Source organism: Actinomycetospora lemnae, from assembly GCF_028737315.1.
GTDB classification, from domain to species: domain Bacteria; phylum Actinomycetota; class Actinomycetes; order Mycobacteriales; family Pseudonocardiaceae; genus Actinomycetospora; species Actinomycetospora lemnae.
Genome location: NZ_JAQZAO010000006.1, coordinates 221,147 through 245,419 on the forward strand (window position 1 = coordinate 221,147; position 24,273 = coordinate 245,419).

The 24,273-nt window shown below is 74.8% G+C and carries 29 protein-coding genes; 20 read left to right on the plus strand and 9 right to left on the minus strand.

Going from position 1 to position 24,273, the window contains the following annotated elements; genetic code table 11:
* Positions 1-192: 192 nt before the first annotated feature.
* Positions 193-354, plus strand: coding sequence for a hypothetical protein (locus tag PGB27_RS15590; protein ID WP_274201288.1), 162 nt, complete (start codon positions 193-195; stop codon positions 352-354).
* 53 nt (positions 355-407) lie between these two features.
* Here the strand turns inward: PGB27_RS15590 and PGB27_RS15595 are convergent, their stop codons facing one another.
* Positions 408-1,082 carry a hypothetical protein gene (locus PGB27_RS15595; RefSeq protein WP_274201289.1) on the minus strand — a complete coding sequence of 225 codons (675 nt, stop codon included), beginning with the start codon at positions 1,080-1,082 and terminating at the stop codon, positions 408-410.
* A 250-nt stretch (positions 1,083-1,332) separates the two neighbouring features.
* Between PGB27_RS15595 and PGB27_RS15600 the strand changes: the two genes are divergently transcribed.
* Positions 1,333-1,692 carry a VOC family protein gene (locus PGB27_RS15600; RefSeq protein ID WP_274201290.1) on the plus strand — a complete coding sequence of 120 codons (360 nt, stop codon included), beginning with the start codon at positions 1,333-1,335 and terminating at the stop codon, positions 1,690-1,692.
* A gap of 15 nt (positions 1,693-1,707) precedes the next feature.
* Here PGB27_RS15600 and PGB27_RS15605 read toward each other — a convergent pair whose 3' ends face one another.
* Positions 1,708-2,220, minus strand: coding sequence for a mycothiol transferase (locus tag PGB27_RS15605; RefSeq protein ID WP_274201291.1), 513 nt, complete (start codon positions 2,218-2,220; stop codon positions 1,708-1,710).
* 27 nt (positions 2,221-2,247) lie between these two features.
* Complete coding sequence (locus PGB27_RS15610) at positions 2,248-3,738, minus strand: class F sortase (RefSeq protein ID WP_274201292.1); 1,491 nt, start codon at positions 3,736-3,738, stop codon at positions 2,248-2,250.
* A gap of 426 nt (positions 3,739-4,164) precedes the next feature.
* Between PGB27_RS15610 and PGB27_RS15615 the strand changes: the two genes are divergently transcribed.
* The gene (locus tag PGB27_RS15615) at positions 4,165-4,389 is read left to right on the plus strand and encodes a hypothetical protein (protein WP_274201293.1); all 225 of its coding nucleotides are present in this window, start codon (positions 4,165-4,167) and stop codon (positions 4,387-4,389) included.
* Between the two features lie 4 nt (positions 4,390-4,393).
* On the opposite strand, the gene PGB27_RS15620 is transcribed toward PGB27_RS15615, so the two are convergent.
* A complete protein-coding gene (locus tag PGB27_RS15620; protein ID WP_274201294.1) occupies positions 4,394-4,789 on the minus strand; it encodes a hypothetical protein in 396 nt (131 codons plus the stop codon).
* Positions 4,790-4,961: 172 nt separating this feature from the next.
* Here PGB27_RS15620 and PGB27_RS15625 point away from each other — a divergent pair, with 172 nt between their 5' ends.
* The 3 genes from PGB27_RS15625 to PGB27_RS15635 all read left to right on the plus strand — a co-directional run bounded on the left by PGB27_RS15625 (position 4,962) and on the right by PGB27_RS15635 (position 6,857).
* Positions 4,962-5,627, plus strand: coding sequence for a hypothetical protein (locus PGB27_RS15625; RefSeq protein WP_274201295.1), 666 nt, complete (start codon positions 4,962-4,964; stop codon positions 5,625-5,627).
* A 273-nt stretch (positions 5,628-5,900) separates the two neighbouring features.
* Complete coding sequence (locus PGB27_RS15630) at positions 5,901-6,548, plus strand: Clp protease N-terminal domain-containing protein (RefSeq protein WP_274201296.1); 648 nt, start codon at positions 5,901-5,903, stop codon at positions 6,546-6,548.
* Positions 6,549-6,581: 33 nt separating this feature from the next.
* Entirely contained in the window at positions 6,582-6,857 is a 276-nt protein-coding gene (locus PGB27_RS15635; protein ID WP_274201297.1) for a hypothetical protein, read from the plus strand.
* A 10-nt stretch (positions 6,858-6,867) separates the two neighbouring features.
* Here the strand turns inward: PGB27_RS15635 and PGB27_RS15640 are convergent, their stop codons facing one another.
* Complete coding sequence (locus tag PGB27_RS15640) at positions 6,868-9,183, minus strand: CDP-alcohol phosphatidyltransferase family protein (RefSeq protein ID WP_274201298.1); 2,316 nt, start codon at positions 9,181-9,183, stop codon at positions 6,868-6,870.
* Positions 9,184-9,235: 52 nt separating this feature from the next.
* Between PGB27_RS15640 and PGB27_RS15645 the strand changes: the two genes are divergently transcribed.
* From PGB27_RS15645 to PGB27_RS15665, 5 genes are all read left to right on the plus strand, one after another.
* On the plus strand, positions 9,236-10,207 hold the full coding sequence (locus PGB27_RS15645; protein ID WP_274201299.1) for a zinc-dependent alcohol dehydrogenase: 972 nt from the start codon (positions 9,236-9,238) through the stop codon (positions 10,205-10,207).
* A 63-nt stretch (positions 10,208-10,270) separates the two neighbouring features.
* Complete coding sequence (locus PGB27_RS15650; protein WP_274201300.1) at positions 10,271-10,486, plus strand: FmdB family zinc ribbon protein; 216 nt, start codon at positions 10,271-10,273, stop codon at positions 10,484-10,486.
* 130 nt (positions 10,487-10,616) lie between these two features.
* Positions 10,617-11,879: a GNAT family N-acetyltransferase gene (locus tag PGB27_RS15655; RefSeq protein WP_274201301.1), complete on the plus strand. Its 1,263-nt coding sequence runs from the start codon at positions 10,617-10,619 to the stop codon at positions 11,877-11,879.
* A complete protein-coding gene (locus PGB27_RS15660; RefSeq protein ID WP_274201302.1) occupies positions 11,876-13,093 on the plus strand; it encodes an FAD-dependent monooxygenase in 1,218 nt (405 codons plus the stop codon). Before PGB27_RS15655 ends, PGB27_RS15660 begins: the two co-directional genes overlap by 4 nt.
* Before the next feature lie 342 nt (positions 13,094-13,435).
* On the plus strand, positions 13,436-13,837 hold the full coding sequence (locus tag PGB27_RS15665; protein ID WP_274201303.1) for a 6-pyruvoyl trahydropterin synthase family protein: 402 nt from the start codon (positions 13,436-13,438) through the stop codon (positions 13,835-13,837).
* Here PGB27_RS15665 and PGB27_RS15670 read toward each other — a convergent pair.
* Entirely contained in the window at positions 13,830-14,345 is a 516-nt protein-coding gene (locus tag PGB27_RS15670; RefSeq protein WP_274201304.1) for a L,D-transpeptidase, read from the minus strand. The genes PGB27_RS15665 and PGB27_RS15670 overlap by 8 nt on opposite strands.
* A 93-nt stretch (positions 14,346-14,438) precedes the next feature.
* Positions 14,439-14,969: a DinB family protein gene (locus PGB27_RS15675; protein ID WP_274201305.1), complete on the minus strand. Its 531-nt coding sequence runs from the start codon at positions 14,967-14,969 to the stop codon at positions 14,439-14,441.
* A 32-nt stretch (positions 14,970-15,001) separates the two neighbouring features.
* On the opposite strand from PGB27_RS15675, the gene PGB27_RS15680 reads away from it, so the two are divergent.
* The 4 genes from PGB27_RS15680 (at position 15,002) to PGB27_RS15695 (ending at position 18,693) form a co-directional block, all read left to right on the plus strand.
* On the plus strand, positions 15,002-16,021 hold the full coding sequence (locus PGB27_RS15680) for a glycosyltransferase family 4 protein (RefSeq protein ID WP_274201306.1): 1,020 nt from the start codon (positions 15,002-15,004) through the stop codon (positions 16,019-16,021).
* A complete protein-coding gene (locus PGB27_RS15685) occupies positions 15,955-16,845 on the plus strand; it encodes a methyltransferase domain-containing protein (RefSeq protein WP_274201307.1) in 891 nt (296 codons plus the stop codon). The genes PGB27_RS15680 and PGB27_RS15685 overlap by 67 nt, the downstream gene beginning before the upstream one ends.
* A 271-nt stretch (positions 16,846-17,116) precedes the next feature.
* Positions 17,117-18,148 (plus strand): lysylphosphatidylglycerol synthase domain-containing protein, encoded by a 1,032-nt coding sequence (locus PGB27_RS15690; protein ID WP_274201308.1) that lies wholly within the window; start codon positions 17,117-17,119, stop codon positions 18,146-18,148.
* Positions 18,097-18,693 carry a histidine phosphatase family protein gene (locus tag PGB27_RS15695; protein WP_274201309.1) on the plus strand — a complete coding sequence of 199 codons (597 nt, stop codon included), beginning with the start codon at positions 18,097-18,099 and terminating at the stop codon, positions 18,691-18,693. Before PGB27_RS15690 ends, PGB27_RS15695 begins: the two co-directional genes overlap by 52 nt.
* 42 nt (positions 18,694-18,735) lie before the next feature.
* On the opposite strand, the gene PGB27_RS15700 is transcribed toward PGB27_RS15695, so the two are convergent.
* Both PGB27_RS15700 and PGB27_RS15705 read right to left on the minus strand, forming a co-directional pair.
* Complete coding sequence (locus PGB27_RS15700; RefSeq protein WP_274201310.1) at positions 18,736-18,897, minus strand: hypothetical protein; 162 nt, start codon at positions 18,895-18,897, stop codon at positions 18,736-18,738.
* A 601-nt stretch (positions 18,898-19,498) separates the two neighbouring features.
* The gene (locus PGB27_RS15705; protein WP_274201311.1) at positions 19,499-19,684 is read right to left on the minus strand and encodes a hypothetical protein; all 186 of its coding nucleotides are present in this window, start codon (positions 19,682-19,684) and stop codon (positions 19,499-19,501) included.
* Between PGB27_RS15705 and PGB27_RS29440 the strand changes: the two genes are divergently transcribed.
* From PGB27_RS29440 to PGB27_RS15725, 5 genes are all read left to right on the plus strand, one after another.
* A complete protein-coding gene (locus PGB27_RS29440) occupies positions 19,637-20,119 on the plus strand; it encodes a sensor histidine kinase (RefSeq protein WP_408630081.1) in 483 nt (160 codons plus the stop codon). The two genes, PGB27_RS15705 and PGB27_RS29440, sit on opposite strands and share 48 nt — an antisense overlap.
* Positions 20,103-20,765 carry a response regulator transcription factor gene (locus PGB27_RS15710; RefSeq protein WP_274201312.1) on the plus strand — a complete coding sequence of 221 codons (663 nt, stop codon included), beginning with the start codon at positions 20,103-20,105 and terminating at the stop codon, positions 20,763-20,765. The genes PGB27_RS29440 and PGB27_RS15710 overlap by 17 nt, the downstream gene beginning before the upstream one ends.
* Before the next feature lie 235 nt (positions 20,766-21,000).
* Positions 21,001-21,912: a glycosyltransferase family 2 protein gene (locus PGB27_RS15715; RefSeq protein WP_274201313.1), complete on the plus strand. Its 912-nt coding sequence runs from the start codon at positions 21,001-21,003 to the stop codon at positions 21,910-21,912.
* A gap of 4 nt (positions 21,913-21,916) precedes the next feature.
* On the plus strand, positions 21,917-23,254 hold the full coding sequence (locus PGB27_RS15720; protein WP_274201314.1) for a glycosyltransferase family 2 protein: 1,338 nt from the start codon (positions 21,917-21,919) through the stop codon (positions 23,252-23,254).
* 1 nt (position 23,255) lies between these two features.
* Entirely contained in the window at positions 23,256-24,266 is a 1,011-nt protein-coding gene (locus PGB27_RS15725) for a glycosyltransferase family 2 protein (protein WP_274201315.1), read from the plus strand.
* Positions 24,267-24,273: the final 7 nt, after the last annotated feature.

Sequence of the window (24,273 nt, forward strand, 5' to 3'; positions counted from 1 at the left end):
CACCGGTTCGTACCCCCGATCCGGCGCCCCGACGCGGGCTCCGTGTCACGGGCACGTGACGGCGCCGAGGTTGCGTCCTCTGACCCGTGACGTGGACGACGCAGCGTGACCGCCAACCGTCGGGCCCTCCACCCGTCTGGATCCACGAGCGCGGGGCGTCCCCGACGCTCGGGAGAAGGAGAGAGTCGGGACATGTTCGTCATCGTGGCCGTGGTGATCGTCGGCGTGATCTTCGTGTGTGGCGCGCTGCTGGGCGTCAGCGTGGCCCAGAACCAGGCCGCCGACCGGGCCCGCCGCACCCATCGCGACCGCCACCTCTCGGCCGTCCGCACCGGGTCCCTGCTCTCGCAGTAGTGGTACGTGAGCACTTTCCACGGCTATAGGCGTGGAAAGTGCTCACACAGGGGTCAGGAGCCGCAGGTACTCGCGACCGTGCCGGCGACACGGTGGGTGACGACGTTCCAGTCCTCGGCGGCGACGGGGTCGGTGTGCAGCCAGCCGACGACGTCGTCGACACCTTCGGCGTAGGCCCGCTGCTCCGCCGAGCCCTCGCCGTAGGTCGCGGCGAGCGCGTCCTCGCGGCCCGCGACCACGCCCGCCCACTGCCCGTTCGGGATGCGCCCGAGCGTGGTGATCGTGTCGTCGATGGCGTCGGCGACCACCTGCGCGCACTGCCCGGCGACGGCCGGGCTCGCGGGGGTGGGTGCGCTCGTGCCCGGCGCGCTGGCCGCGGAGGTGCGCACGGCGTCGACGAGGCCGGGGAGCTGGGAACCCATGCCGACCAGGGCCACCGCGGCGCCCGCGACGGCGACCGTCAGCGGGGCGCGGGTGGCGGCGCGGCGGCGGCCCTGGGCCCGGACGGCCCGGACCGCGGGCGCGGCCGGGACGGCGTGCGGCGGGGTCGGGATGCCGGTCACCGGGTCGGGCCGGTACGCGGTCGGCGGCGGGTAGCCGAGGCCGGCGGGCGGGGCGTCGTGCGGGACGGCGTGTGCGGCGGCGCCGGCACCGGCGTGTCCGGGCGCGGGCAGCGCGACGGCGGACCGCGACGACGCGTGGTCCTCACGCCGGTGGTGCTGCCCCATGATCAACCCCCGAACGGCCTAGTCGCTCAGCGGCCGTCTGGACGCTGTGTGAGCGGTGTCGCAGCAACGGCCGTCGTCGTTAGCGCTCCGGCCGTCCCGAGAGCGGGGTTCACCACGTCGGGTGACGGAGAAACGGGGCGAGGAGCACGAATTCGGGGGTCCGATCGGCCGGGGTATACCTGACGCGCCCTGACAGGAACGGCTCCTAGCGTTCGTCGCGTCCGCTCCCACCGAGCCCCCGGAGACCGCGATGACCGCACCGACGACGCTCGCGATGATCAACCTCGACGGCCCCGACCCCTGCGCCCAGGCGGCCTTCTACGGCGCGCTGCTGGGCTGGGAGACCGTCCACGCCGAGGAGGAGTACGCGATGATCGCCGGCGAGGGCGCGCCGATCGGGTTCGGCCGCGTGGCTGGCTGGACGGCGCCGCCCTGGCCGGACCCCGAGGGCGCCAAGCGCTACCACCTCGACCTCACCGTCGACGACCTCGACGCCGCCGTCGCCCGGGCCCGCGAGCTGGGCGCGACGGTGCCCGAGCACCAGCCCGGCCAGAGGTGGCGGGTGCTCCTCGACCCCGTCGGGCACCCGTTCTGCCTGTGCCCGCGGTAGGGGCGGGCGGGACGCTCAGCGCCGCCGGCGCACCAGTCCGCCCAGGTAGGCGGCCTGCCCGGCGTGCTGGATGTCGTCGTCGACGACGCTGATGAGCCGCACCCCGCGCGTCACGGGCGGGTCCCAGGCGTCGTCGATGACCTCGTCCAGGTCCGCCTCGGACAGCGTCCGCAGGTAGGCGACGGTGCGCTCGTGCACGGCGTCGAGGTAGCCGGTGAGCAGGGCCGGGTCGTCGACGCGCACGGACGCGACCTGCGCGGAGGTGTGCCCGAAGCCGATCGAGGCGTCGTCGAGCGGCAGGTCGAACCGGCGCGCCCACCCGTCGGCGGTCCACACCTGCTCGGTGCCGGCGAGGTCGGCGACGTGGTCGTCCTGCACCCGGGTGAGGTGCCAGACCAGCCACGCGATCGGGTTGGCGTCGCCGTCCGGGCGCCACGACAGCTCCTCGGCGCCGAGGCCGTCGACCGCGCGGTGGGCGTCGTCCTGCGCCCGTCCGAAGGCGTCGACGAGCACGTCGATGGCGTCCACGGTGATCTCTCCTGACCCGCCGGGCGCTCAGCGCGCCGAGGCGAAGACGACGACGTTGTCCTGGTACGACAGCGTGCCCTCGTCGAAGGGTCCACCACACGTGAGCAGCCGCAGCTGCGGGGTGGTCGCGGGCCCGTAGATGCGGTCCGAGGGCAGCGTGTCCTTGGGGAAGTACTCGACGCTGTCGACGGCGAAGCGCGCCGTCTCGCCGTCGGAGCGTGGGACCTCGACGACGTCGCCGGGGCGCAGCCGGTCGAGCTGGGCGAACACGGCCGGGCCGCGACGGGTGTCGACGTGGCCGGCGAACACCGCGGGGCCGGGGTCGCCGGGCACCGCGCTCGCGGTGTACCAGCCGACCTTCCCGAAGTCGGTCGGCACCTGCAGGGCGCCGCGGTAGTCGATGCGCAGGTCGGTGAGGTTCACCGCGGCCAGCCCGACCGCCGGGATCGACATGCCGGTCGGGCGCAGCCCCTCGGGTGCCGCGAGCGCCGCGGCCAGCGGCATCCGCGGTGCGGGCGGGACCTCGGGGTCGTCGGAGAAGAGCCCGGAGAACCAGTCACCGATCGCCGAGAGCAGCGTCGGGGTGGCGAGCCCGCCGAGCCCGGCCTCGGTGCCGCCCCGGGGCACCGGCGGCACCCGCGGCGGCGCGGGCAGCGGGGTCTCGGGGTCGGGCGTCGGCCGCGGGGTGGGGGTGGCGGGGGGCGTCGTCGGCTCGGTGCCGGGTCCGGGCACGGCGGCGGCGGTCGCGGCGTCGGGGACCGGCTGCACGACGATCTGGCCGTCCGGCTCGCGGCCGACGAACAGCGTGGTCACGCCGGTGTCGGGCAGCGTCACGGTCGTCCGGTTCGTCGAGCCCAGCCGCGAGCGGATGTCGACCTCCCAGTCCCGCGTGGGCACGGTGGTGTACGGGGTGGTCGAGCCGTAGAAGAGGTCGCGGGCGAGCGGCGGGCCGCCGGTGAGGTCGACGTCGAGGGCGCCGACGCCGGTCGCGCCCTGGACGACGCGTACCTGGGCGGACCCGGGGGCGGCCGGCGCGGTCTGGTCGTCGAGGACCTGCAGCTCGGGGGCGCCCGAGGTCGTCGAGTCGACGAAGGCCGCGGTCTGCGCGGTCCCGGCGGGCACCTCGACCGACACCTGCACCGCGGGCGGGCTGGTCGCGGGCGCGCCGGCCGGGCGGGCGGTCAGCGTGTACGTGCCGGCGGGTTCGGTGAGGTAGGGCGAGGTGCCCCGGTACCCCACGTCCGGCGCGACCAGCGTCTCGTCCAGGTCGGGCCCCGAGACGTACATGTCCACCGACGGCGTCACCGGCGAGAGGTGGGCGATGCGCAGCATGCCGGTCGAGGGGTCGGCGGTGGCCGTGCGCACCCCGACGGTCACCGACACCGTCAGCGCGACGAGCACCACCGCGGCGAGCGCGATCCAGACCACGGGGCGGCCGAGCCGGCGGCGGCCGGCGGGCGGCATCTCGGGGCTGCCCGGCGGCGGGACGACGGTCGGTGGGTCCTGCGGTGCAGGCACGGGGAGCTCCTCGACGGCTGAAGAACGGGGGAAGGAGAGCGCGTCCGTCCGGCGGCGGGGGCCGGGTCGGGGGTGGCGCCGGCGTCGGGGGCGCAGGCGTCGGGGCGGGCGTCGGGACGGCCGGCGGGGCGCGGCGCCGGGGGTCGGGTCGCGGCGCGGGAGGCGGCCGCCGGTGACGAGGACGGATGCCACCACGGGGACGACGACCACCGCCGGGGGCGGAGCGCGTCGGTCCACTCCCCCTGGGGCACGCGCTCACCCTAACGGGTCACTGATCCGTTCGGAGCACTACTCGGGACGACCGGTCCCGGGTTCCGGTGACCGTCACCGGGTCGTCCGGCCGTCGTCCTGCAGGCAGTCCTGCAGGCCGTCCTGCTCTGGGCGAACACGGCCCCGGCGCGGTCCCGGAGGGATCACGCTGGGGCCATGAGCTCCAGCCTGTACGTGGCCCTGCGCAGCGGTCACGAGCACACCGCCACCGGTCTCGACGACGACGCCGCCGCGTCCCTGCAGCACCGCATCGTCGCCCACCTCGAGGCCCGCGAGTCGCACCCCGTGATCGATCTCGGCGACGGCACCACGGTGCGCACCGACGCCGTGGTCATGACCCGGGTGCACGACGAGGGGCCGCGCACGGGCTTCGTGGGGTGAGCGCTCAGCGCCCCTGACGGGCCGCCGGGATCCGCCGCAGGGCCGCGCGGCGGCGGTCGAGGAACGCGGCCACGTGGCGTCGGGCGGTGCTCGGGGCCGGGTGGCGCGCGCCGAGGTCGTCGAGGACGAGGTCCCAGAGCACGGGCAGGTCCGGGTCGTCCCAGTCGCGCCCGGCGAGGTCGACGAGGGACGGTGCGTCGTGGCCGGTGCCGACCCACTCGATCGCGAGCTCGACGACGTCCGCCGGGTCCCACACCATGCCCAGCACCTGGGCGGCGCGCGCCTCGGCCGGCGTCATCCCCCGCAGCGACGGCAGCGCGGCGAGACCCACCAGGCCGCGCAGGCCCTGCAGGGTCCGCACGTCGTCCGGTGGACGCTCGGCGGTGACGGTGCTGCTCATGACGGCCCCCCGGGTGGTGTCACGGTGATCGATCCAGAATCGCGCTGCGTGAACGAGCCGGCCCCACGGCTCACCCCTGGAGGCTAACGGGTCGATCTTGTGCCGGGTACGGGTGACGCTCGGCAGTATTTCCTGTGAACCGGTGGTCGTCAGGCGTGGCAGTCTCGCGGTCGTGACCCCGGAGTCGTCACTGGAGCGCGCGGTGGCCGAGCGCGCGGGCGCGACGGTCGTCGCCGACCCCGGGCCAAAGCTCGACGACCGGGACGGCGAGCAGGCGGCGCGGCACGGGGCGCTCGCGGGTCTGGGTGCGGCGCTCGCGGTCGAGGCGGAGGCGCGCGACGCCGCGGCCACGATCGCGGCACGGCGCGCCGAGACGGCGGTGTGGCTCGGTGCGAGCCTGGCCGACCTCGGCGCGGTCACCGGGCGCTCGCGGCAGGCCGCCCGGAAGCGCTGGCCGGGGCTGGGCGCGGTCCATCGCCGCCGGCGCTGGCTCGGGAACCACGTCGAGGACGTCCTGTGGGCCGCGCGCCTGGTCCTCGACGCCGGCCTCGGGGGCCCCGACGCTCGCGCGGCCCTCGCCGACGCCGTCGCCGCGGCCGAGGAGGCCTTCGCCGAGGGCGCGCAGCCGGCCGACCTCGACGCCGCGGTCGGGCGCTGGCAGGCGTTCGACGCCCTCGTCGACCGCCACCTGCGCGACCTCCTCGCCGAGGTGCCCGCCGAGCCCGCCGCCCCGGGCGGCGGCGTCGTCGCGCCGGTCGACCCCGGCTTCGCCGCCCACGGCGCCCGCGGCGTGCTGCGGTACGACGACCACGCGGTGCACGCCGTCGACGAGCCCTGACGGCTCACCCGGTGGGACCGCGCCGGCGACGAGGTGTCCGCGGTCGTGTCCGGCGTGTCGGGTCCGGTTCCGCCGAACGTGTCCGGCGCGCCGCGGACGGTCGCGGGCCGTCACGACGGGTCGCGCGCGTCACCCACGGTCGTCCCGCGCTCCCGGGCTCGATCCCGACCGGACCGTCCCTCGACGACCAGGGGTGCCGCGCCGGACCCGGACGTGCGCGGCGCGTCGCCGACCTGCTCGTGGCGCGCACCGCGACCCGCTACAAGGTTCGCCATGGGGACGACCACACCCATCCACGACGCGCTGGCCGGTGTCCGCCTCGAGGTCCCGGTCAAGCCCACTCCCTTCCCGCGCGGGCGCACGTCCGCGCCGCGGACGCGCCGCTCGGTGGCCGAGGACACCGAGCGGGTCGTCGCGCTCGCCTGGCAGGAGGCCGACGAGCGCGGCCACGCCGTCTTCGGCACCGGCCACCTCCTGCTCGCCCTGGTCCGGGCCGACGGTCCCGAGGCGGGGCTGCTCGCCGCGACCGGGGTCACCGCCTCGACCGCGGACGCCGCCATGGCGCTCGTCGAGCTGTCGTCGGTGTCGGAGCCCGTGGTGCGCGGGCGCACCGGTCACGGGCCCGTCGCCGACACGAGCATCGCCGAGGTGCTCTCCGAGGCCGCGGCCGCGGGGGAGCCCGGCGACGAGGTCACCGCCGACGCCCTGCTCACCGCGCTCGCGGCCCGTCCGTGGGGCCAGGCGGCGGAGATGCTCGCGGCGCTGGGCGTCGACTCCGCCGACCTCGCCGCGGCCGTCACGACCCTCGCCGAGGCGGCCGACACCCAGGCGCGCCCGGTGCCGCGCGACCCCAGCGGGCTGCTGTCGTCGGCGTGGCGCCGGCCCGAGGCGAGCGCCACACCCGAGCCCGCGGACGCGTGACGCCGGGCCGTCCCCGCGGTCAGAATCCGGCCCATGGCGAAGCCGAGCTGGATCCGGGCCGAGGACGGCGACTGGTACCGCGCCTCGGAGGTGGTCGCGGTCAAGACGATGCCGCACAACCCCGACGGCGGGTTCATGGTCACCGTCGAGACGCACCGGCACGACAACATCGACGTCACCGGCCGGCTCGACCAGGTCGAGGACGCCTCCCGCTGCCGCGACGCCCTCGTGCGCCTGCTCGCGACGGCGGAGAAGGGCGTGACCATCACCTACGCGTCCGGCGGGTTCAGCAGCGAGGAGATCGACTGATCAGGTCTCGTCAGGGCTGGGGCCCGTAGGTCGCGAGGAACCGGTCGCGGAAGGCCTCCATCGGCCACACCGGCCCGCCGGGGTCGGGCGTGAGCCCGTCCGACCAGCCCCACCCGGCGACCGCGGCGAGCACCGCCGGGTCGCTGCTGACGATCGAGATCGGGACGTCGCGCCCCGCGTCGGGGCCGGTGACCACGGGCGAGGGCTCGTGGTCGCCGAGCAGGACGATCACCGGCGCGCGGCCGGGGTGCACCGCGGCCTGGCGCTCGGTCCACGCCCAGACTGTGGCGAGCGAGTACTCGATCGACCGGCGGTAGTCGTCGCGGACCTTCGCCGGGTCCTGGGTGAAGATCGCCTGGAACGGGAGCTGGGGGCCGTCGGGCGGCGTGAACACCGACCCGTCGCCGACCGCGTCCCACGGCACGGTCCGCGGGACCGGTGACCACGGGCCGTGGCTCGAGGTCAGCGCGATCTCGGCCATGGTCGGCGGGGCGCCGGGCCCGCGCTCGAGGCGGTCGAACGCGGCGAGCGCGTACTGGTCGGGCATCGGCGACCAGGAGAACGGCGGGCCCCGGTAGCCGAGGTCGGCGCCGCCGTAGGCGCGGTCGTAGCCGTAGAACGCGCCCTCGGGCCACGGCCCGCTGGTGCCCGGGGCGACGGCGACGGTGCGCCAGCCGGCCTCGCGGAACGCGCGGGGCAGCGTCAGCCGGTCGGACGTGACGAGCTGCCCGTGGCGCTGCTGGCCGTCGATCCGTAGGCCGGAGAACAGGGTGGCGTGCGCGAGCCAGCTGCCGCCGCCGGCGATCGGCGACGTCAGCACCCCGGTCCGCGCGCCGTAGCCGGCGGCGCCGAGACGTCGCTCGCCGTCGGCGAGGACCGCGCGGACGGGCCCGGCCATCGTCGGGTCGTCGAGGGCGGACAGGCCGTAGCTCTCGACGACGACGACGGCGACGTCCCGTCCGCGCAGGGCGGTGAGCAGCTGGTCGCCGGGCACGTCGCGGTAGGCGTCGGTCGCGGCCTCGGCCTCGAACGCGCGCTGGTCGCGGACGCCCTCGCCGATCGCGAGCGTGCGGTCGACGGTGCGGATCGAGGTGTCGCGCGAGGCGACGGGCACCCCGGGCAGGAGCTGCGCGGACAGCGTCCACGCCGCGAGCCACGCCACCGCGAGCACGGCGACCAGTCGCAGCGTCGCCGAGCGGTGCGCGGCCGCGATACGCACGAGCCGGGCCACGGCGCCGCCCATCGCGACGAGCAGCGCCACCGTCAGGAGCGCGACGACCACCGCGACGACCACGGCGAGCACCGGGCCCGAGGTCCCGGCGACGAAGTCGTAGGCGTTGGTGAGCAGCACCGCGTCGCGCGCCGGGTCGAAGGGGCGGGCGAGCGAGACCGAGAAGCCGAGGTCGAACAGCGTCAGCACCAGCACGAGGCCGAGGACCACGCCCGCGGCCCACGCGAGCACCCGCCGCACCGGGGCGGGCAGCGCGATCGCGACGACGAGCGCGACGAGCAGCTCGACCGGCACGCGCACGAACGCCGGCGTGACCAGCCGCGTGATGTCGCCGGGGGTGACGAAGGCGAGCACCACCAGCACCCCGGCGAGCAGCGTCACCACGCCGGCGAGGCCCCGGCGCACGCGCACCGGGTGGGCGTCGGCGCTGCGCCACAGCCGGACCACGTCGCGCCCGAACGACCACGCCAGCGCGGCGAGGGCACCGGCGACGAGCACGGTCGCGACCGCGACCGGCAGCAGCTGCGCCGACGCCACGACCAGCACCACGCCCTGCGCGGCGGCGACGACCTTGCCCGAGAACAGCGGCGCGAGCTCGCCGCGCAGCCACGGCAGCACCACGCCCGCGGCGACGAAGAGGTAGCGCGCGAGCCCGATGAGCAGCACCCACGACCCGAGCAGGCCCGCGACGTGCACCGACAGCACCATGAGCAGCGCGGCGTCGAGCTCCATGTCGAAGCGCGCGCCGAACGTCGAGGCCACGTCCCGGCGCCGGGCGACCGCGCCGTCGACGCCGTCGAGCGCCAGCGCCACGGCCGCGAGCACGACGAGGGCGGGTGTCGAGACGGGATCGGCGACGAGCGCGGTCACCCCGACGGCGAGCACCCCGCGCAGCAGCGTCACCCGCCCCGCCGGGCCGAGCGCGTCGACGGGTGCGCCGGCGAGCACCGCGACCAGCGCCGCGGTCGCCGTCGCGCCGGCGACGAGGCCGATCGGGCCGAGCCCGAGCCCCGCCGCGAGCACCCCGAGCAGCCCCGCCGCCGTCACCGCGCCGCCGAGGAGCTCGGCGGTCAGGACCGGGGGCGGGAGGCGCACACGTGTCAGCATGGCCGCCGGGAGATCACCACAGGATGAGGAGGGTCGCTCGATGGCCGGCACGACGCGGGCGTTCCGGGTCGAGGCGCCCGGGCAGGCGGACATCGCGGACATCCCGCTGCCCGACCGGGGTCCCGACGACGTCGTCGTGCGCACCCGGCACACCGCGGTCAGCCGGGGGACCGAGTCGCTGGTGTTCGGCGGGCAGGTGCCGGCGAGCCAGTACGCGCTCATGCGCGCGCCGTTCCAGGTCGGCGACTTCCCCGGGCCGGTGGTGTACGGCTACCTCGCGGTCGGCGAGGTCGAGGCGGGGCCGGGTGTCGGGCGCACGGTGTTCGGGCTCTACCCCCACCAGGAGCGTGCGGTCGTGCCGGCCGCCTCGGTGGTCGCGGTGCCGGACGACGTCCCGGCGGCACGCGCGGTCCTCGCCGGCACGGTGGAGACCGCGGTGAACGCGCTGTGGGACGCGGCGCCGCGCGTCGGGGACCGGGTCGCGGTGGTGGGCGCCGGGATGGTCGGGTCGGCGGTGGCCGGGGTGCTGGCGACGTTCCCGGGCGTGCGGGTGGAGCTCGTCGACGTCGACGAGTCCCGCCGCGCGGTGGCCGAGGCGCTCGGCGTGGGGTTCGCGACGCCCGACGCGGCGGCGGGGGAGTGCGACCTCGTCCTGCACGCGAGCACCACCGAGGCGGGGCTCGCGCGGTCCTTGGAGCTGCTCGGCGACGAGGGCGAGGTCGTCGAGCTGTCGTGGTTCGGCGAGAACGCCCCCCGCGTGCCGCTGGGCGAGGCGTTCCACTCGCGGCGGCTGGCGATCCGGGCCTCGCAGGTCGGTCGCGTCGCGCCCGCGCGCCGCGCGCGGTGGACGACCGCCGACCGCCTCCGCCTGGCCCTGCGCCTGCTCGCCGACACGCGCTTCGAGGCGCTCATCACCGACTCCTGCGCCTTCGACGACCTCCCGACCGTCCTCCCGGCCCTCGCCGCCGGCCGGCGCCCCGGCCTCGCGGTGCGCGTGGACTACGGCGCCTGACGCAGCGAACGCGCTGTTCGCCGCTTCTAGGCGGACGAACTCCCCGTTCGTAAGCTCTCGACCATGCCGCGCTACGAGTTCCGCTGCCGGACCTGCGCGTCGACGTTCGAGGTCGACCGGCCCATGAGTGCGTCGAGCGACCCCGCCGCCTGCCCGTCCGGCCACGACGACACGGTCAAGCTGCTGACGACGGTCGGCCTCGGCGGGCGCAGCGGGAGCACGCCGGCCATGGCTCCGTCCGGTGGTGGCGGTTGCTGCGGCGGAGGGTGCTGCGGGTAGGTGGACCGCCGCGCGGAGTAGCACCCACCCCGCCATTCGCCGAACGTTCTTGGATCGAGACCGAGATCTCTGCTCCATCCGTGCGCAGCCCCTCTCGGAGGGCTCCGTAGCGTCGTTGTACGTTCGCCCGATGCTGGTCACAGACCGGCTGGTCGACCACGCGGCCAGGCCGGGCGTTTCCTCTGCCCCACGGCGCCTGCGCCTCGGCTCGGTCGCCCTCACCGCGGTGTCGGCCGCGGAGCGCGACCCCGGGTTCCTCGCCCGGTGGCGCGAGCTGGAGCAGCGGGCCCTCGAGCCCAACCCGTTCCTCGCGCCGCAGACGGTGCTTCCGGCCGCCCGTCACCTCGGCGCGCCACCGTCCCTGCGCCTGCTCACCGTCGAGCACGACGGGCGCCTCGTGTTCCTGCTCCCCGTGGCCGAGGCGGTGCCCCACGCGCTCGCGCCGGTGCCGCCCGGCGTGCCGCTGGGGCCGCTCGGGCTGACGGGCCTGCGCACGTGGTTGCACCCGTACTGCTTCCTCGGCACGCCCCTGGTCGACCCGGACGTCGACCTCGACGCCGTCTGGGAGGCCGTCCTCGGCGAGCTCCCCGTCCTCCGGGCGACGCCGTGGCTGGAGCTGCCCAAGGTCCCCGGCGAGGGGCCGGTCGGACGCTCGCTGGATCGCGCCGTCGCCGCGCGGCCCGCCCGGCGCACGACGCTCGGGGGGCGCTCCTTCGCCCAGCGGCGCCCGTCGCCGACCTACCTCGCGGAGTGGACCAGCAGCAAGAAGCGCTCCGAGCTCAAGCGCAAGCGCCGCGTCCTCGGGCGCGAGCTCGGCGGCGAGGTCGCCACCGTGGAGCACGGGCGGAGCGCCCCGGCCGACGCCGTCGCGCGCTTCCTCGCCCTGGAGGCGAGCGGGTGGAAGGGTCGCGCCGGCACCGCCATGGCCGTGCGGCCGGGCCACGCCCTCTTCCTGCGGGAGATGGCGGCGGGGTTCGCCGAGGAGGGCCGGCTGCTCGCGTTCGCGCTCGGGACCGACACGCGCGTGCTCGCCCGGAGCCTCGCGATCACGGCGGGCCCCGGCGTGTTCGGGTTCAAGCGCGCGTTCGACGAGGAGTTCGCCCGCTGCTCGCCCGGCACCCTGCTCGACGTCGACCTCCTCGCGTGGTTCCACGAGCAGCCGGATCTGGCGTGGATCGACACGTCGTCCGACCCGAGCCGCGCGGACGCCGACCTCTACGGTGACAGCGTGGAGATCGGGACGACGGTGGTCGGCCTCGGCCGCGCCGCGCGACGTGTCCCGGCCCTGTTCGCCGCCGTCGACACGGCGCGCGACCACGTGCGCCGGCACCGGCCGGCCCTCGCCCGTCAGGTGGAGCGGCTGCGCGCGGGCCGCTCGAGGAGTGCTCAGTGAGGATCACCTCTGTCGGCGGCGGACCGGCCGGCCTGTACGCCGCCGTCCTGCTCGCCCAGCAGGGCCACGACGTCACGGTCGTCGAGCGCAACCCCGCCGGGGTCACCCACGGCTGGGGCGTCGTGTTCTGGGAGCCGCTGCTCGCGTCGCTGCGCGAGAGCGACCCGCCGAGCGCCGCCCAGATCGCGGACGCCGCGTTCGCCTGGAACGGCCAGGACGTCGACGTCGAGGGCCGCGGGCGGGTCGCGCGACCGAGCGGCGGCTACAGCATCTCGCGGCAGCGGCTGCTCGACATCCTCACGGCGCGGGCGCAGGAGCTCGGTGTCCGCACGGAGTTCGAGCGCGGCGTCGCGCCGGGTGACGACCTCGACGCGGACCTCGACGCCGACCTCGTCATCGCCGCCGACGGGGTCGGGAGCGCCCACCGCCGCGCGCTGGCCGACGACCTCGCGCCGACCGTCGACGTCGGCACCAACAAGTACGTCTGGCTGGCGACGACCAAGGTCTACACCTCGTTCCTGTTCGCCTTCGTCCGCTCGTCGGCGGGCTGGCTGTGGTGCCACGCGTACGGCTACGACGCCGACCACAGCACCTTCATCGTGGAGTGCTCGCCGGAGACGTGGCGCGGTCTCGGCCTCGACCGGATGGGCGCCGCGGAGAGCCGGGAGCTGCTCGAACGCCTCTTCGCGCGGCACCTCGACGGGCACCCGCTGGTCGGTCTGCCCACCGACCCCGAGGCCCCGCTGCCGTGGCTGGAGTTCCGCACGCTGCACTGCGAGCGGTGGTGGTGCGGGCGGACGGTCCTGGCCGGCGACGCCGCGCACACCACCCACTTCGCGATCGGCTCGGGCACCACCCTGGCCCTCGGGGACGCGATCGCGCTCGGGCGCGCGCTCGCCGGGGTCACGGACGCCGCGGGCCTCCCGGCGGCCCTCGAGCAGTACCAGGCCGAGCGGCAGGCCGCGCTCGCCCCGAGCCGGCGCGACGCCCGCAACAGTGCCCGCTGGCTCGAGGACCTCGAGCGCTACATCGACACCGACGTCGACAGCTTCGCGACGCTGCTGCACCGCCGCTGCTCCTCGCTGCTCGCGCACCTGCCGCCGACGATCTACGTCAAGGCGCGCGAGGTGGCCGAGCGCAGCGGCGCCGCCCGCCGCGTGTGGTCGCAGGCCTCGGCCCTGCGGCGCTCGGCCCTGGTGCGTCGCGGGAGCTAGGACCACTCACGCCGTGTCACCTTGACGACCCGGCTCTGGGCCGAGCGGGCGGTGGTGCTGTCTACTGGCCGCGCTGGAGTGACAGCACGTGATCAGTTCGGGAGAAGGCATGTCCGTGACCACCCCGTCCTCGGTCGTCCCACCGGCAGCGCGGGACCGGAGCACCTCGGCGCGGCCGGCTGGTCGCCGACGTCCAGCTCTTCCTCGTCGTGCTCGCCCTCGGCCTGGCGGTCGCCCTGCTGGTGGTCCTGATCTGACGGGGTGCGCCTCGGGCACAGGTGAGCAGACAGAAGTGCTGGGGCACTTCGTTCTGCTCACCTGCCGTAGGGCACATTGCGGGGCATGTTCGCCGTCACCGTCCGCGACCACATCATGATCGCCCACAGCTTCCGCGGCGCGGTCTTCGGACCGGCCCAGGCCCTGCACGGCGCGACGTTCGTCGTCGACGCGACGTTCCGGCGCGCCAAGCTCGACGCCGACAACATCGTCGTCGACATCGGGCTGGCCACCGAGCAGCTGCACGACGCGCTGGCCGACCTGACCTACACCAACCTCGACGACCACCCCGAGTTCGCCGGGGTGAACACCACGACCGAGTACCTCGCCCAGGTGGTCGCCCGCCGGCTCGCGGAGCGCGCGGGCGACGGGCGGCTCGGCCCGCACGCGGGCGGCCTCGCCGGCATCACGGTGACCCTGCACGAGTCCCACGTGGCGTCGGCGAGCTATGAGCTGACGCTCACCTGACGATCTCGACCTGGTCGCCGGGCTCCAGCGCGGTGAAGACGTCGCGGGCGTCGTCCTTGTCGAGGCGGATGCAGCCGTGCGAGGTGCTCGCCCGGCTGCCGCTGTGGAACGCGCGGCCCTCGTCGTCGAAGAACACCGACCAGGGCATCGGCGCCCGGCCGAACTCGCGGCTCACGTGGTGGCGCTCCTTGCGCTGCACGGTGAACTCGCCGGTCGGCGTCGGGTCCTCGTCGGAGCCCGAGGTGATCGCCATCGGGCCGGAGGTGGCGCGGCCGTCGTCGGTGAGCCAGGCCTGCTCCTCGCTGAGGTCGACGCAGACGTCGGCGGCGTCGCTGCAGGGCGGCGGGTCGGCCTGCGGGGGCTGCTGGGGTGCGGCGGGCGCGGCGCCCGCCAGCGGTGCGGCGGCGAGGAGGGCCGCCGAGGCGACCCCGAACGGCGCGAGCGCGCGACGAGCCGTGTGACTCGTGGCGCGGCGGGGAGCGGGGGAGCGGTGGTGTCGGCCCACCATGGGTGCCTCCTCGTCGGTTCGGGGTGTCGACGAAGTGCGGTCGGCGTTCCCGGCCACGGTCGCACGCACACGCAGGGCCACCCGGGTGGGGGGTCAGGGCCGTCCGGCGGCAGAGATGTCGGCCACGTGGTGCACGCCCTCGTGCGCGGCCTGGCGCAGCAACCAGCGGGCGGTCCTCTCCTCGTGGGCGAGGCGGGTGACCCTGCGGTCCCAGTCGGCGTCGGCGAAGCGGGCGACCTCGTCGAGCAGCCCGGGCGTCACGAGCGCGAGCTCGTGCAGGACGGCGTCGACGTCGTGGTCGTCGTAGCGGAAGCGGCGCACGCGCAGGTCGTTGTACACGGGCTCGAGGGCGGGCCGGTCTTCGGTGCGGGCGCGGTGCAGGCGGATCGTGAAGGCGATCGCGACGTCGCGCAGGTGGCAGACGTACTCGGCGACCGACCAGACGTCCGGGGTGCGGCGCCCGTGACGGCGCGGCGGCGGGATCGCGTCCACCGCCGCCCGGGCGCGAGCGGGTACCGAGGCCGCGAGCGCGGCGGCGGCGTCGACCGACAGCTCGGCGAAGGCCATCCCGCACGGCGCGCAGACGTGGTCCTCGGGCGCCAGTGGCGGCAGGACGTCGACCATGGGGGCACCGTAGGCGCGCCATGCTGGATCCCGTGCCCCCACGTGCGCTGACGGTCGTCCGGCCGGTCGCCGACCCCGCGCTGGTCAGCGGCGGGGACGTCTACGACGCGCGGGTGATCGACGGGCTGCGGGCCCGGGGCGTCGTGGTGCACGACGCCCAGCTGGCCGGCACCTGGCCGCGCCCCGGCGACGCCGCGCGGCGGGCGCTCGCGGCGGTGCTGCGGGGCGCGGGCCCGGTCCTGCTCGACGGGCTCGTCGCAGGCGGGGTGCCGGACGTCGTCGTCCCGCACGCCGCGCGGCTCGCCGTCCTCGTGCACCTGCCCCTCGGCGAGGAGCACCCCGACCTCGCCGCCGACGAGCACGCCGTCCTGCGCACCGCGCGGGCCGTCGTCGCCACCAGCCCCTGGACCGCCCGGCGCCTCCACCAGCAGGGCGTCGACGCGACGGTCGCCGTCCCCGGGGTCGACCCGGCGCCCCGCGCGGCCGGCACCGACGGCGCGCACCGGCTGCTCTGCCTCGGCGCGGTGACCCCGACCAAGGGCCAGGACCTGCTCGTGGCGGCCCTCGCCGCGCTGCGCGAGCACCCCTGGACCCTCGACCTCGTCGGCCCGACCGGCCGCGACCCGGCCTTCGTCGCCGACCTCCGCGCGACGGTCGCGCGCCACGGCCTCGGCGACCGCGTGCGGATCACCGGCCCGCGGACCGGCGCCGACCTCGACGCGGTCTGGCACGCCGCCGACCTGCTCGTCGCACCCTCGCGGGTCGAGACGTACGGCATGGTGGTGACCGAGGCCCGCGCGCGGGGCATCCCCGTGGTGGCGAGCGACGTCGGCGGCCTGCCGGACACGCTGGCGAACGGCGGAGTCTTAACGCCTCCTGAGGATGTACCGGCACTCGTCGCAACGCTGCGCCGCTGGTTCGCCGATCATGCGCATCGTGACGGGTTACGGGTCTCAGCGAGATCCCCACGATGCAGGCTGACCACGTGGACACAGACGTCGCGACGGGTGGAGCAGGCGCTGGCGGACCTGCTCGCGATCCCGCCGACCTGACCCCGGCCCACGCCCTCCCCGGCGCGCCGGCCGCCGCCGACTGGCTCGCCCTGCGCGAGGCCGCCGACGCCGAGGCGCGCGCGGTCGACCTCGTCGAGGAGCTGCGCGCCGGGCACCCCGCGCCCGGCCGCATCCTCGACCTCGGTGCGGGCACCGGGTCGATGGCGCGCTGGCTCGCGCCCCGCCTGCCCGGTCCGCAGCACTGGGTGCTCGCCGACCGCGACGCGGGCCTGCTCGCCCACGTCGCCGACGCGCTGCCCCCGCGGGCGCGCGACGGGTCGCCGATCACCGCGGAGGTCCGCGAGCTCGACGTCACGACGCTCACCGCCGCCGACCTCGCCGGCGTCGACCTCGTGACCGCCTCGGCGTTGCTCGACCTCCTCACCGCCGAGGAGATCGACGCCGTCGCCGCCGCGTGCGTCGGTGCCGGCGTGGCGGCCCTGCTGACGCTGTCGGTGACCGGCCAGGTCCGGTTCGAGCCCGCCGAGCCGCGCGACGTCCCCATGGCCGCGGCCTTCGACGCCCACCAGCAGCGCACCGTCGACGGGCGCGCCCTCCTCGGTCCGCGGGCCCCGACCGTCGCCGAGGAGGCCTTCGTGCGCCACGGCGCGCACATCCTGTCCCGTGCGAGCCCGTGGCACCTCGGGCTCGACGACGTCGACCTCGTCGTCGCCTGGCTGCAGGGCTGGGTGGCCGCGGCCGTCGCGCAGGACCCCGACCTCGCGCGCCACGCCGACGCCTACCTCGCCCGCCGCCTCGAGGCCGCCGAGCAGGGCCGGTTGCGGGTGACCGTCGGCCACCTCGACCTCCTGGCGCTGCCCTAGCCACCCAGCCCCGACCGGCCCCCCGAAGCCCCGCCGCACGCTCCCCAGCTCCCCAGCTCCCCCTGGATCCTCCGTGCCGCTCCCCGCGCCTGCCCTGTCCGCCCTACCCGCCGTCCCCGCCCCACGACGCAGCGTCGACGACCGCCCTGCACAGCACACCGAGGCCCGTGCGGGCAATAGCGCGAACACCCTCACCCCGCGCGACGGCGTCGAGAACACTGGCGGCCCCGCCCGACCCGACCCCTCCGGTCCCGAGCCCACCGGACCCGCCATGACCGCCCCCGCCCGCCGCGTCCCCCTGGGCCTCGTGCTGCGCCTGCTCGTCGGCCTCGGCCTGCCCGCCCTGCTCGCGATCCGCGTGGGCGCGGGCGGGGTGGTCGAGGCGCTCGGGGCGATCACGGCACCGACCGTCCTCGCCGCCCTCGCCCTCGGCGCCCTGACCACCGTCGCCGGCGCCGCGCGCTGGTGCGTCGTCGCCCGCGGCGTCGGGCTCGAGCTGTCCCTGCGCACCGCCACCGCCGACGCCTACCGCGCGACCCTGCTCAACTCGCTCCTGCCCGCCGGCGTCCTGGGCGACGTCCACCGTGCCGTGCGCCACCACCGGCCCGGCGATGCCCGCGGGGCGCGGGCGGTCGTCATCGAGCGGGTGGCCGGGCAGGTCGTGGTGGTCGCCGTCGGCGTCGCCGTGCTGGTCGCGAGCCCGGCCCTGCTGCACGCGCTCGTCGGCCCCGGTCTCGGGGTCGTCGCGGGCGCGGTCGGCGTCGCGGTGCTGGTCGCGGTGCTGGTCGTGGGCCTGTGGCTCCGCCACGCCCGCCGCGCCGCCCGTCTCCGCGCAGCGCTGACGACCGCGGGCCGCGACGTCCGTGAGGGGCTCGGCCGCGTGCGGACGGGGCCGGCGGTGCTCCTGTGCTCGCTCGTCGGGCTCGGCGGGCTGCTCGCGCTGTTCGTGCTCGCCGCCCGCGTCGCCGGGGTCGGCGTGTCGCTGGGGCAGCTGCTGCCGCTGGTCACCGTCGCGCTGCTCGCGATGGCGGTGCCGCTGACCGTCGGCGGGTGGGGGCCGCGCGAGGCCGCCGCCGCGGTCGCCTTCGCCGCGGTCGGTCTCGACGCAGGTCAGGGGCTCGCGACGGCCGTCGTCTACGGCGTCCTGGCGCTCATCGCGTGCCTGCCCGGCGCGCTCGTCCTGCTCGCGGACGCGCTCGGTCGCCCGAATGCGCGCCGGGTGCCCGGTCTGCCGGCACTACCGTGGAGTACGTGCTCACCCTCGTCCGCCACGGTCAGAGTGAGGCCAACGCCCGCGGGGTGATGTGCGGCCGATCGGATCCGCCGCTCACCGACGTCGGGCGACGCCAGGCCCGGGCGCTCGCCGCGGGCCTCCCCCGGCCCACCCGCCTGCTGTCGAGCCCGCTCGCCCGCGCGCAGGAGACCGCCGCGCTCCTGGGCGCCGAGGTGCCCGTCGAGATCGACGCCCGGTGGACCGAGATGGACTACGGCGAGCTCGACGGCCAGCCCATGACGGCGCTCGACGGCGACGGCTGGCGCGCCTGGCAGGAGGACCCGGAGCACGTCCCCGCCGGCGGCGAGTCGCTGGTGGCGGTCCGCGAGCGCGTGGCCCGCGCGTGCACCGAGCTCGCGGCCGAGGCGGCCGCCGGCGAGGTGGTCGTCGTCAGCCACGTCTCGCCGATCAAGGCGGCGATCAGCTGGGCGCTCGGCGTCGGGATCGACATCGCCTGGCGCATGTACCTCGTCGACGCCGCCGTCTGCCGCATCGACACCGGCGGCACCGTCCCGGTGCTCCTCGCCGTCAACGACGAGGGCCCCCTGCACGCCGGGACGGTCCTGCCGGCGTGACCCCCGCACCCGTCGGCGCCGCGCCGGCCGACGGGAGCGAGGTCAGCGTGAGTGCCGCCCGGCCGCGACAGAGGCCGCGGTGACGGTGGTGGTCGCGGCACGCAGGCGGTCGAGGTAGGCCGACGCGCTGACGGCGACCGGGCGGATGATCGTGCTCGCGGTCGGGACGCCGGCCGCCGTGTGCGGCGCCGCGTGCTTGGCCATGGGAACCCCCCGAGGTGCGGCCGGCCCCCATGCCGGCTGTCGATCTCTTCTCGCGCCTCGGGTCCCGACCGTTAGCGCCACCGCTGCCGAATGCCTGGATCTTTCACCGACCGGGTGATGCGAGGCTGCGCCTCAGAGGCCCGTCAGGCGAAGCAGCCACTCCGGCCGCCAGCGAAATCTGGAGCACCGATCGGCGCCGCAGAGGGCGCAGTCGGAGCCTGGGCGGAAGTGCTCATGGGCCTCACGTTCGTGGCCACAACGACACCGCGACCTCCGGGTTCTCGATCTTCCGCCCACCACGGGGACAGAGTAGGTGACACGGGTTCGGAGCCCGGCAAATCGTTACGATTCACCATCGGAAAGATTACGATCCGATATCCAGTTCTGCCGAAGAGTTACTCGCTGAGAGTCCGGACGGGGCCGCGCGGATCCCGGAGGCGTACAGGTGGGTGATAGCTTCTTGTACGATCAGTGGACGTCGTCACCGATGGGGGACTGCCACGTGGAGCCACGCTCGGGGGGGCGGGTGGCTAGAAAGCTCCGACACATCGTCGCAGGTTCTCGGCCTGATAGGACTGCCTCTCCTGCACAGGACAACGCTCTACGCCGGGTGCGAGAGCGCGATCACGAACTGCTCAATCTGACGGCTGGCCTCGCAGCTGTGGCCCACCTGCTCGCTGAGCCTGAGGCCGGGAACAAAGACGATCTCCTGGCTGCCCTGACCAGCGAGCTCGAACGGATGCGGACGCTCCTCGTCGAGGGTCTCGAACCGCGGGCGGTAGGCCACTACGACGCCGCTCCGTTGATTCGCGAGACTCTCCTCGTGTACTCGTTCGGGGCCGAGATTCGTACCGAGGTGGCTCGGTCGCTTCCCGTGCGTGGTGATCCCAGCACTCTGCGGCACACGTTGGTCAACCTTCTGGTCAACTGTGCGGCACATGCACCGGGTTCCGACCTCACGGTCACAGGGTCCCGGGAGGACGGGGCTGTGACGGTGCGTGTGGCGGACTCAGGGCCACGCACGCGGGCAAGCGGTCCTCGGAGTGGGCGTCGGGGTATCGGACTGGCGCTCTCGCGTCGACTGCTCGCCGAGGAGGGCGGATCGGTCGAGCTCGTCGCGAACGCCGCCGGACGAGGGCACGTCGCCGAGGTGCGTCTCGTTGCAGCGGGCCGGCCGGGGGAGGTGGGTCCACCTGAATCCGGACGTGATCGTGATCGATGATCATGAGGTCCTCAGTTCCGCGTTGGTCAGCGTCCTGACGGGCCAGGGCTTCTCCGCACGCCGCATCCCCTTGGCCGACGACCTGCAGGACGTGGCCGGGTACGCGGGCCGACCCGGCACGGCCGGCGGCGTCGCGCTACTCGATCTCGACCTTGGGCCTGTAGCCGGACGCCAGCGCTGGGGGACGCAGCTCGTGACGCCTCTCGAAGCGGCGGGATGGCGAACGCTCGTGATGAGCGCCAGCGGCAACGTCGAGGAGATCGCCTTCGCCGTGGAGGCGGGTGCCCGGGGCGTCGTCGACAAGACGGTGCCTCTCGAGGAGCTGGTGAGCGCCGTGAAGGCGGTGGCGACAACGGGGCTCGCCATGACGCAGGACATCCGCCGCCATTGGCTCGATCGCGCACGTCGCGCGCGTCGACTCCGGGGGCGCCGTGAGGAGCTGCTCGCGGGTCTGACCGACCGTGAGCGCCAGGTGCTCGATCGGCTCGCGGCGGGGTCGAGGGCGGCCAGCATCGCTGACGAGTTCTCCACCTCGCTCGCGACGGTGCGCAGTCAGATTCGGTCGATTCTCCGCAAGCTCGAGGTGACCTCCCAGCTGGAGGCTGTGGCGTTCGTGCGCGCCGCCGAGCGCGACGAGCAGCGCTGACGGGCGCGAAGGCCGCTCGACGGCCAGCGCCTCCGCGTCGGCGCGCTGCGTGCAGCGTACCTCTGAGTAGGTGATCGAAGTCATATCTATCGAGGTAGCGCTGCCGACTTCTCACCGCGAGTAGCTGAATCGTGTCCTCACTCTTGGGGATGTGTCATCCGATCGGGTGGTTGAGGCTAATCGTGCTCGCACGAGCGACACGGAGCGAGAGATGCCGAGTCCGGGGGGAAGGACCGTGATCAACGTGGCGAACAGGACGGTTCAGGTCAGGGAAGCACCCGAGAGGAACGGCGTAGGCGGTCGTCGGACGGTGCCGGGACCGCCCACTGTCTCGGTTGTGATCCCGGCGCGGAACGAGGCTGCCAACCTGCCCAGTGTGCTGCGAGGCCTGAGCCCCTCCTACGAGGTGATCCTCGTCGACGGTGGCTCGGTCGACGACACGATCGGCGTCACCCGCCGATGCCGACCCGACGCTCTCATCGTGCAGCAGACGCGTCGTGGGAAGGGGAACGCTCTGGCGTGCGGATTCGCCGCTGCCACCGGCGACATCATCGTCATGCTCGACGCCGACGGCTCGGCCGACCCGGCCGAGATTCCGGACTTCGTCCGGATGCTGGTCGCCGGGGCCCACTACGCGAAAGGCACGCGGCGGGCATCCGGGGGTGGCAGTGAAGACATCACCGTCCTGCGCTCGCTCGGCAACCAGGCCCTCACCGCAGTGGTCAACCGGCTCTTCGGCGTGCGATACACCGACCTGTGCTATGGCTACAACGCCTTCTGGGCCGGCCTCGTGCCGATCTTCGACCTTCCGTCTCCGGCGGCTTGGGCCGGAGACGACGAGATGCTGTGGGGCGACGGCTTCGAGGTCGAGACTCTAATCAACATTCGAGTCGCCGCAGCGGGTGCCTCGGTCGCGGAGGTCGGGAGCGTGGAGCGGCCGCGTCTACACGGGGTCTCCAACCTCAACGCCGCGCGTGACGGGCTTCGTGTCTTGCGCACGATCCTGAACGAGCGGCAGCGCGCTCGTCACAACCCTTCTGTTCCCGCCCAGCACCTCACAGGACCGGCCTGCCGCCCCGTTGGCCCCTCAGCCGACGAGGTCACCGTCGGCACCCCGGGTGCCGCGCCGACCGCCATCGCCCACTGACGTGGTGATCCAGGACATCGGGACGACTCGGGCGGACAGGTCCACACCCGCGCTCGGGCCGGTTGGGACGTGGTGCTGCGCGATCGAACTCGCCGAACGCGGGCTGCGGGCAAGCGTGCCGCGCACTGCGGCCCACCGCGAGGCGCGGGTCCTCGTCCGCCTCCACGACGAGACACTCGGTTACATCACAGTCGATCTGCCCACCGGCGATCTCGACCCCACGGTCCTTCATCGGGTGGCACGGGCAGAGTTCGCTCAGGTCATTGACGACCACCTCCGACGCGAGGGCATCACGCCGTGCGGGCCGGACGACCCCGGAACCCCTCTGCACGGGCCGGGACTCAATTGCCCCGCCGCCGTGGGGGTCGAAGAGTTGGTCACCGTCGTGGTCTGCACTCGCGATCGCGGTCAGCTCATCGCCGGATGCCTTCGATCCCTCGCCGCGCTGACCTACCCTGCCCTCGACATCGTGATCGTCGACAACGCGCCGTCGAACGACGCCACGCGCAGGGCTGTCGAACTCTACGGCGACGGCCGGTTTCGTCATGTCGTCGAGCCCCGTCCGGGGTTGTCGGCCGCCCGAAATCGTGGTCTCGCGGAGGCTCGTGGGCGCTGGGTGGCCTATACCGACGACGACGTGGTCGTCGATGCGCACTGGATCGAGGGCGTCGTTCGCGGCGTCCGGCGCCGAGAGGATGTCGGTGCAGTGACTGGCCTCGTGGCCACGGCAAGCATCTCCAACCGTGCGGAGGCCTACTTCGATGCCCGGGCGGCCTCGTGGTCGACGCGCACCGCGCCGGAGACCTTCGACCTCGCGTCCCGCCCGGACGACCTCCTGTATCCGTATTCGCCCGGCATCTTCGGCACCGGAGCCAACCTGGTCGTGGACCGCGACCTCGTCTCTGCGCTCGGGGGCTTCGACGAGGCGCTGGGGGCGGGGACCGCCACCCGCGGCGGCGAGGACCTCGACCTGTTCGTCCGGGTACTGAGAGCCGGCCGTGCCATTGCGTACGAACCCTCAGCGCTCGTGTGGCACCACCATCGCGCGGACGAGCGCGCGCTACGTCGGCAGATGTACGCCTACGGCACGGGGCTGTCGGCCTACGCCTCGAAGTACGCGCTGGGGCGATCGACGCGCACGGAACTGCTTCGGCGGCTTCCGTCCGGCGTCAGGCGAATTGACCGGATCCGTCGACGGACGTCGCGCTCCCTCGGGCCGCGAACGCCCGCTCCCCGCGGGGCGTTCATCCTCGAGCTCACCGGGTTGCTCGCCGGGCCGCTCCTCTATCTCCGGGCCCGAAGCGGCGCTCGGCGCTCGCGCACGACCTCGACGGAGACCTGAAGTGACTGCCCAGCCCACAGTCACCGTGATCATCTGCGCCCACACGATGGAGCGCCAGGTCGACTTGGAGAAGTCGGTCGCGTCGGTCGAAGAGCAGACCTTTCCTGTCGAAGAGATCGTTGTCGTGATCGACCACAACGAGGAGCTCCTCGCGTGGGCGCGTGCCCGCTTCCCGCGCGCGGAGGTCGTCCCCAGCCGAGGCCGGCGTGGTCTTTCGGGAGCCCGCAACACCGGTGTCCGCGCAGCGACGGGAGACATCCTGGTCTTCCTCGACGACGATGCGGCCGCAGAAACCGACTGGATCGCGCGGCTCGTCGAGCACTACGAGGATGATGCCGTGCACGGTGTCGGTGGCGGTGTTCTTCCCGCGTGGGACCCGGCGCCGCCGTTCTGGTTCCCCGCGGAGTTCAACTGGGTCATAGGCTGCTCCTACGTCGGCCTTCCCACCGACGTGCGCCCCGTTCGCAACGCTATAGGGGCCAACATGAGCTACCGGCGGGAGACGTTCGAGAGCGCGGGTGCCTTCACCGAGGGCCTGGGACGCGTTGGCTCCCTGCCGCTCGGCTGCGAGGAGACCGAGTTCGGCATCCGTGTCCGCGCAGCCCTGCCCGGCGCGCGTTTCCTCTACGATCCCCGAGCCGAGGTCCACCACACCGTCAAGCGGGAGCGCCGCACGTTGCGGTACTTCGTCCGGCGCTGCTACTCCGAGGGCCTGTCGAAGGCGGCCGTCAGCGATCTCGCCGGTGCGACCGATGCCCTTTCATCTGAACGAGGGTACGTGTGTCGTGTCCTTCCCCGCGGTTTCGTCCGTGGACTCGTGGCCCGCAGGAGCAACCCGGCAAAGGCGGCCGCCATCGCGCTCGGCCTCGCCACGACCATCGCGGGTTACCTTGGCGGACGGTTGCGATCACGATCTCGCAGTGAGCCAGCGCAGACGGGGTGGCGGGGACGCTGTCGTGGTGCTGCGGGCCTTGACGGAGGTCGCTGCGCCCCCCGGCCTCTGGTGCCATGACCGTGAG

Coding starts and splice junctions, on each gene's coding strand:
- PGB27_RS15590 (WP_274201288.1), top strand. CDS start 193: ATGTTCGTCATCGTGGCCGTGGTGATCGTCGGCGTGATCTTCGTGTGT.
- PGB27_RS15595 (WP_274201289.1), bottom strand. CDS start 1,082: ATGGGGCAGCACCACCGGCGTGAGGACCACGCGTCGTCGCGGTCCGCC.
- PGB27_RS15600 (WP_274201290.1), top strand. CDS start 1,333: ATGACCGCACCGACGACGCTCGCGATGATCAACCTCGACGGCCCCGAC.
- PGB27_RS15615 (WP_274201293.1), top strand. CDS start 4,165: ATGAGCTCCAGCCTGTACGTGGCCCTGCGCAGCGGTCACGAGCACACC.
- PGB27_RS15620 (WP_274201294.1), bottom strand. CDS start 4,789: ATGAGCAGCACCGTCACCGCCGAGCGTCCACCGGACGACGTGCGGACC.
- PGB27_RS15630 (WP_274201296.1), top strand. CDS start 5,901: ATGGGGACGACCACACCCATCCACGACGCGCTGGCCGGTGTCCGCCTC.
- PGB27_RS15635 (WP_274201297.1), top strand. CDS start 6,582: ATGGCGAAGCCGAGCTGGATCCGGGCCGAGGACGGCGACTGGTACCGC.
- PGB27_RS15645 (WP_274201299.1), top strand. CDS start 9,236: ATGGCCGGCACGACGCGGGCGTTCCGGGTCGAGGCGCCCGGGCAGGCG.
- PGB27_RS15650 (WP_274201300.1), top strand. CDS start 10,271: ATGCCGCGCTACGAGTTCCGCTGCCGGACCTGCGCGTCGACGTTCGAG.
- PGB27_RS15655 (WP_274201301.1), top strand. CDS start 10,617: ATGCTGGTCACAGACCGGCTGGTCGACCACGCGGCCAGGCCGGGCGTT.
- PGB27_RS15665 (WP_274201303.1), top strand. CDS start 13,436: ATGTTCGCCGTCACCGTCCGCGACCACATCATGATCGCCCACAGCTTC.
- PGB27_RS15670 (WP_274201304.1), bottom strand. CDS start 14,345: ATGGTGGGCCGACACCACCGCTCCCCCGCTCCCCGCCGCGCCACGAGT.
- PGB27_RS15675 (WP_274201305.1), bottom strand. CDS start 14,969: ATGGTCGACGTCCTGCCGCCACTGGCGCCCGAGGACCACGTCTGCGCG.
- PGB27_RS15690 (WP_274201308.1), top strand. CDS start 17,117: ATGACCGCCCCCGCCCGCCGCGTCCCCCTGGGCCTCGTGCTGCGCCTG.
- PGB27_RS15700 (WP_274201310.1), bottom strand. CDS start 18,897: ATGGCCAAGCACGCGGCGCCGCACACGGCGGCCGGCGTCCCGACCGCG.
- PGB27_RS29440 (WP_408630081.1), top strand. CDS start 19,637: ATGCGGACGCTCCTCGTCGAGGGTCTCGAACCGCGGGCGGTAGGCCAC.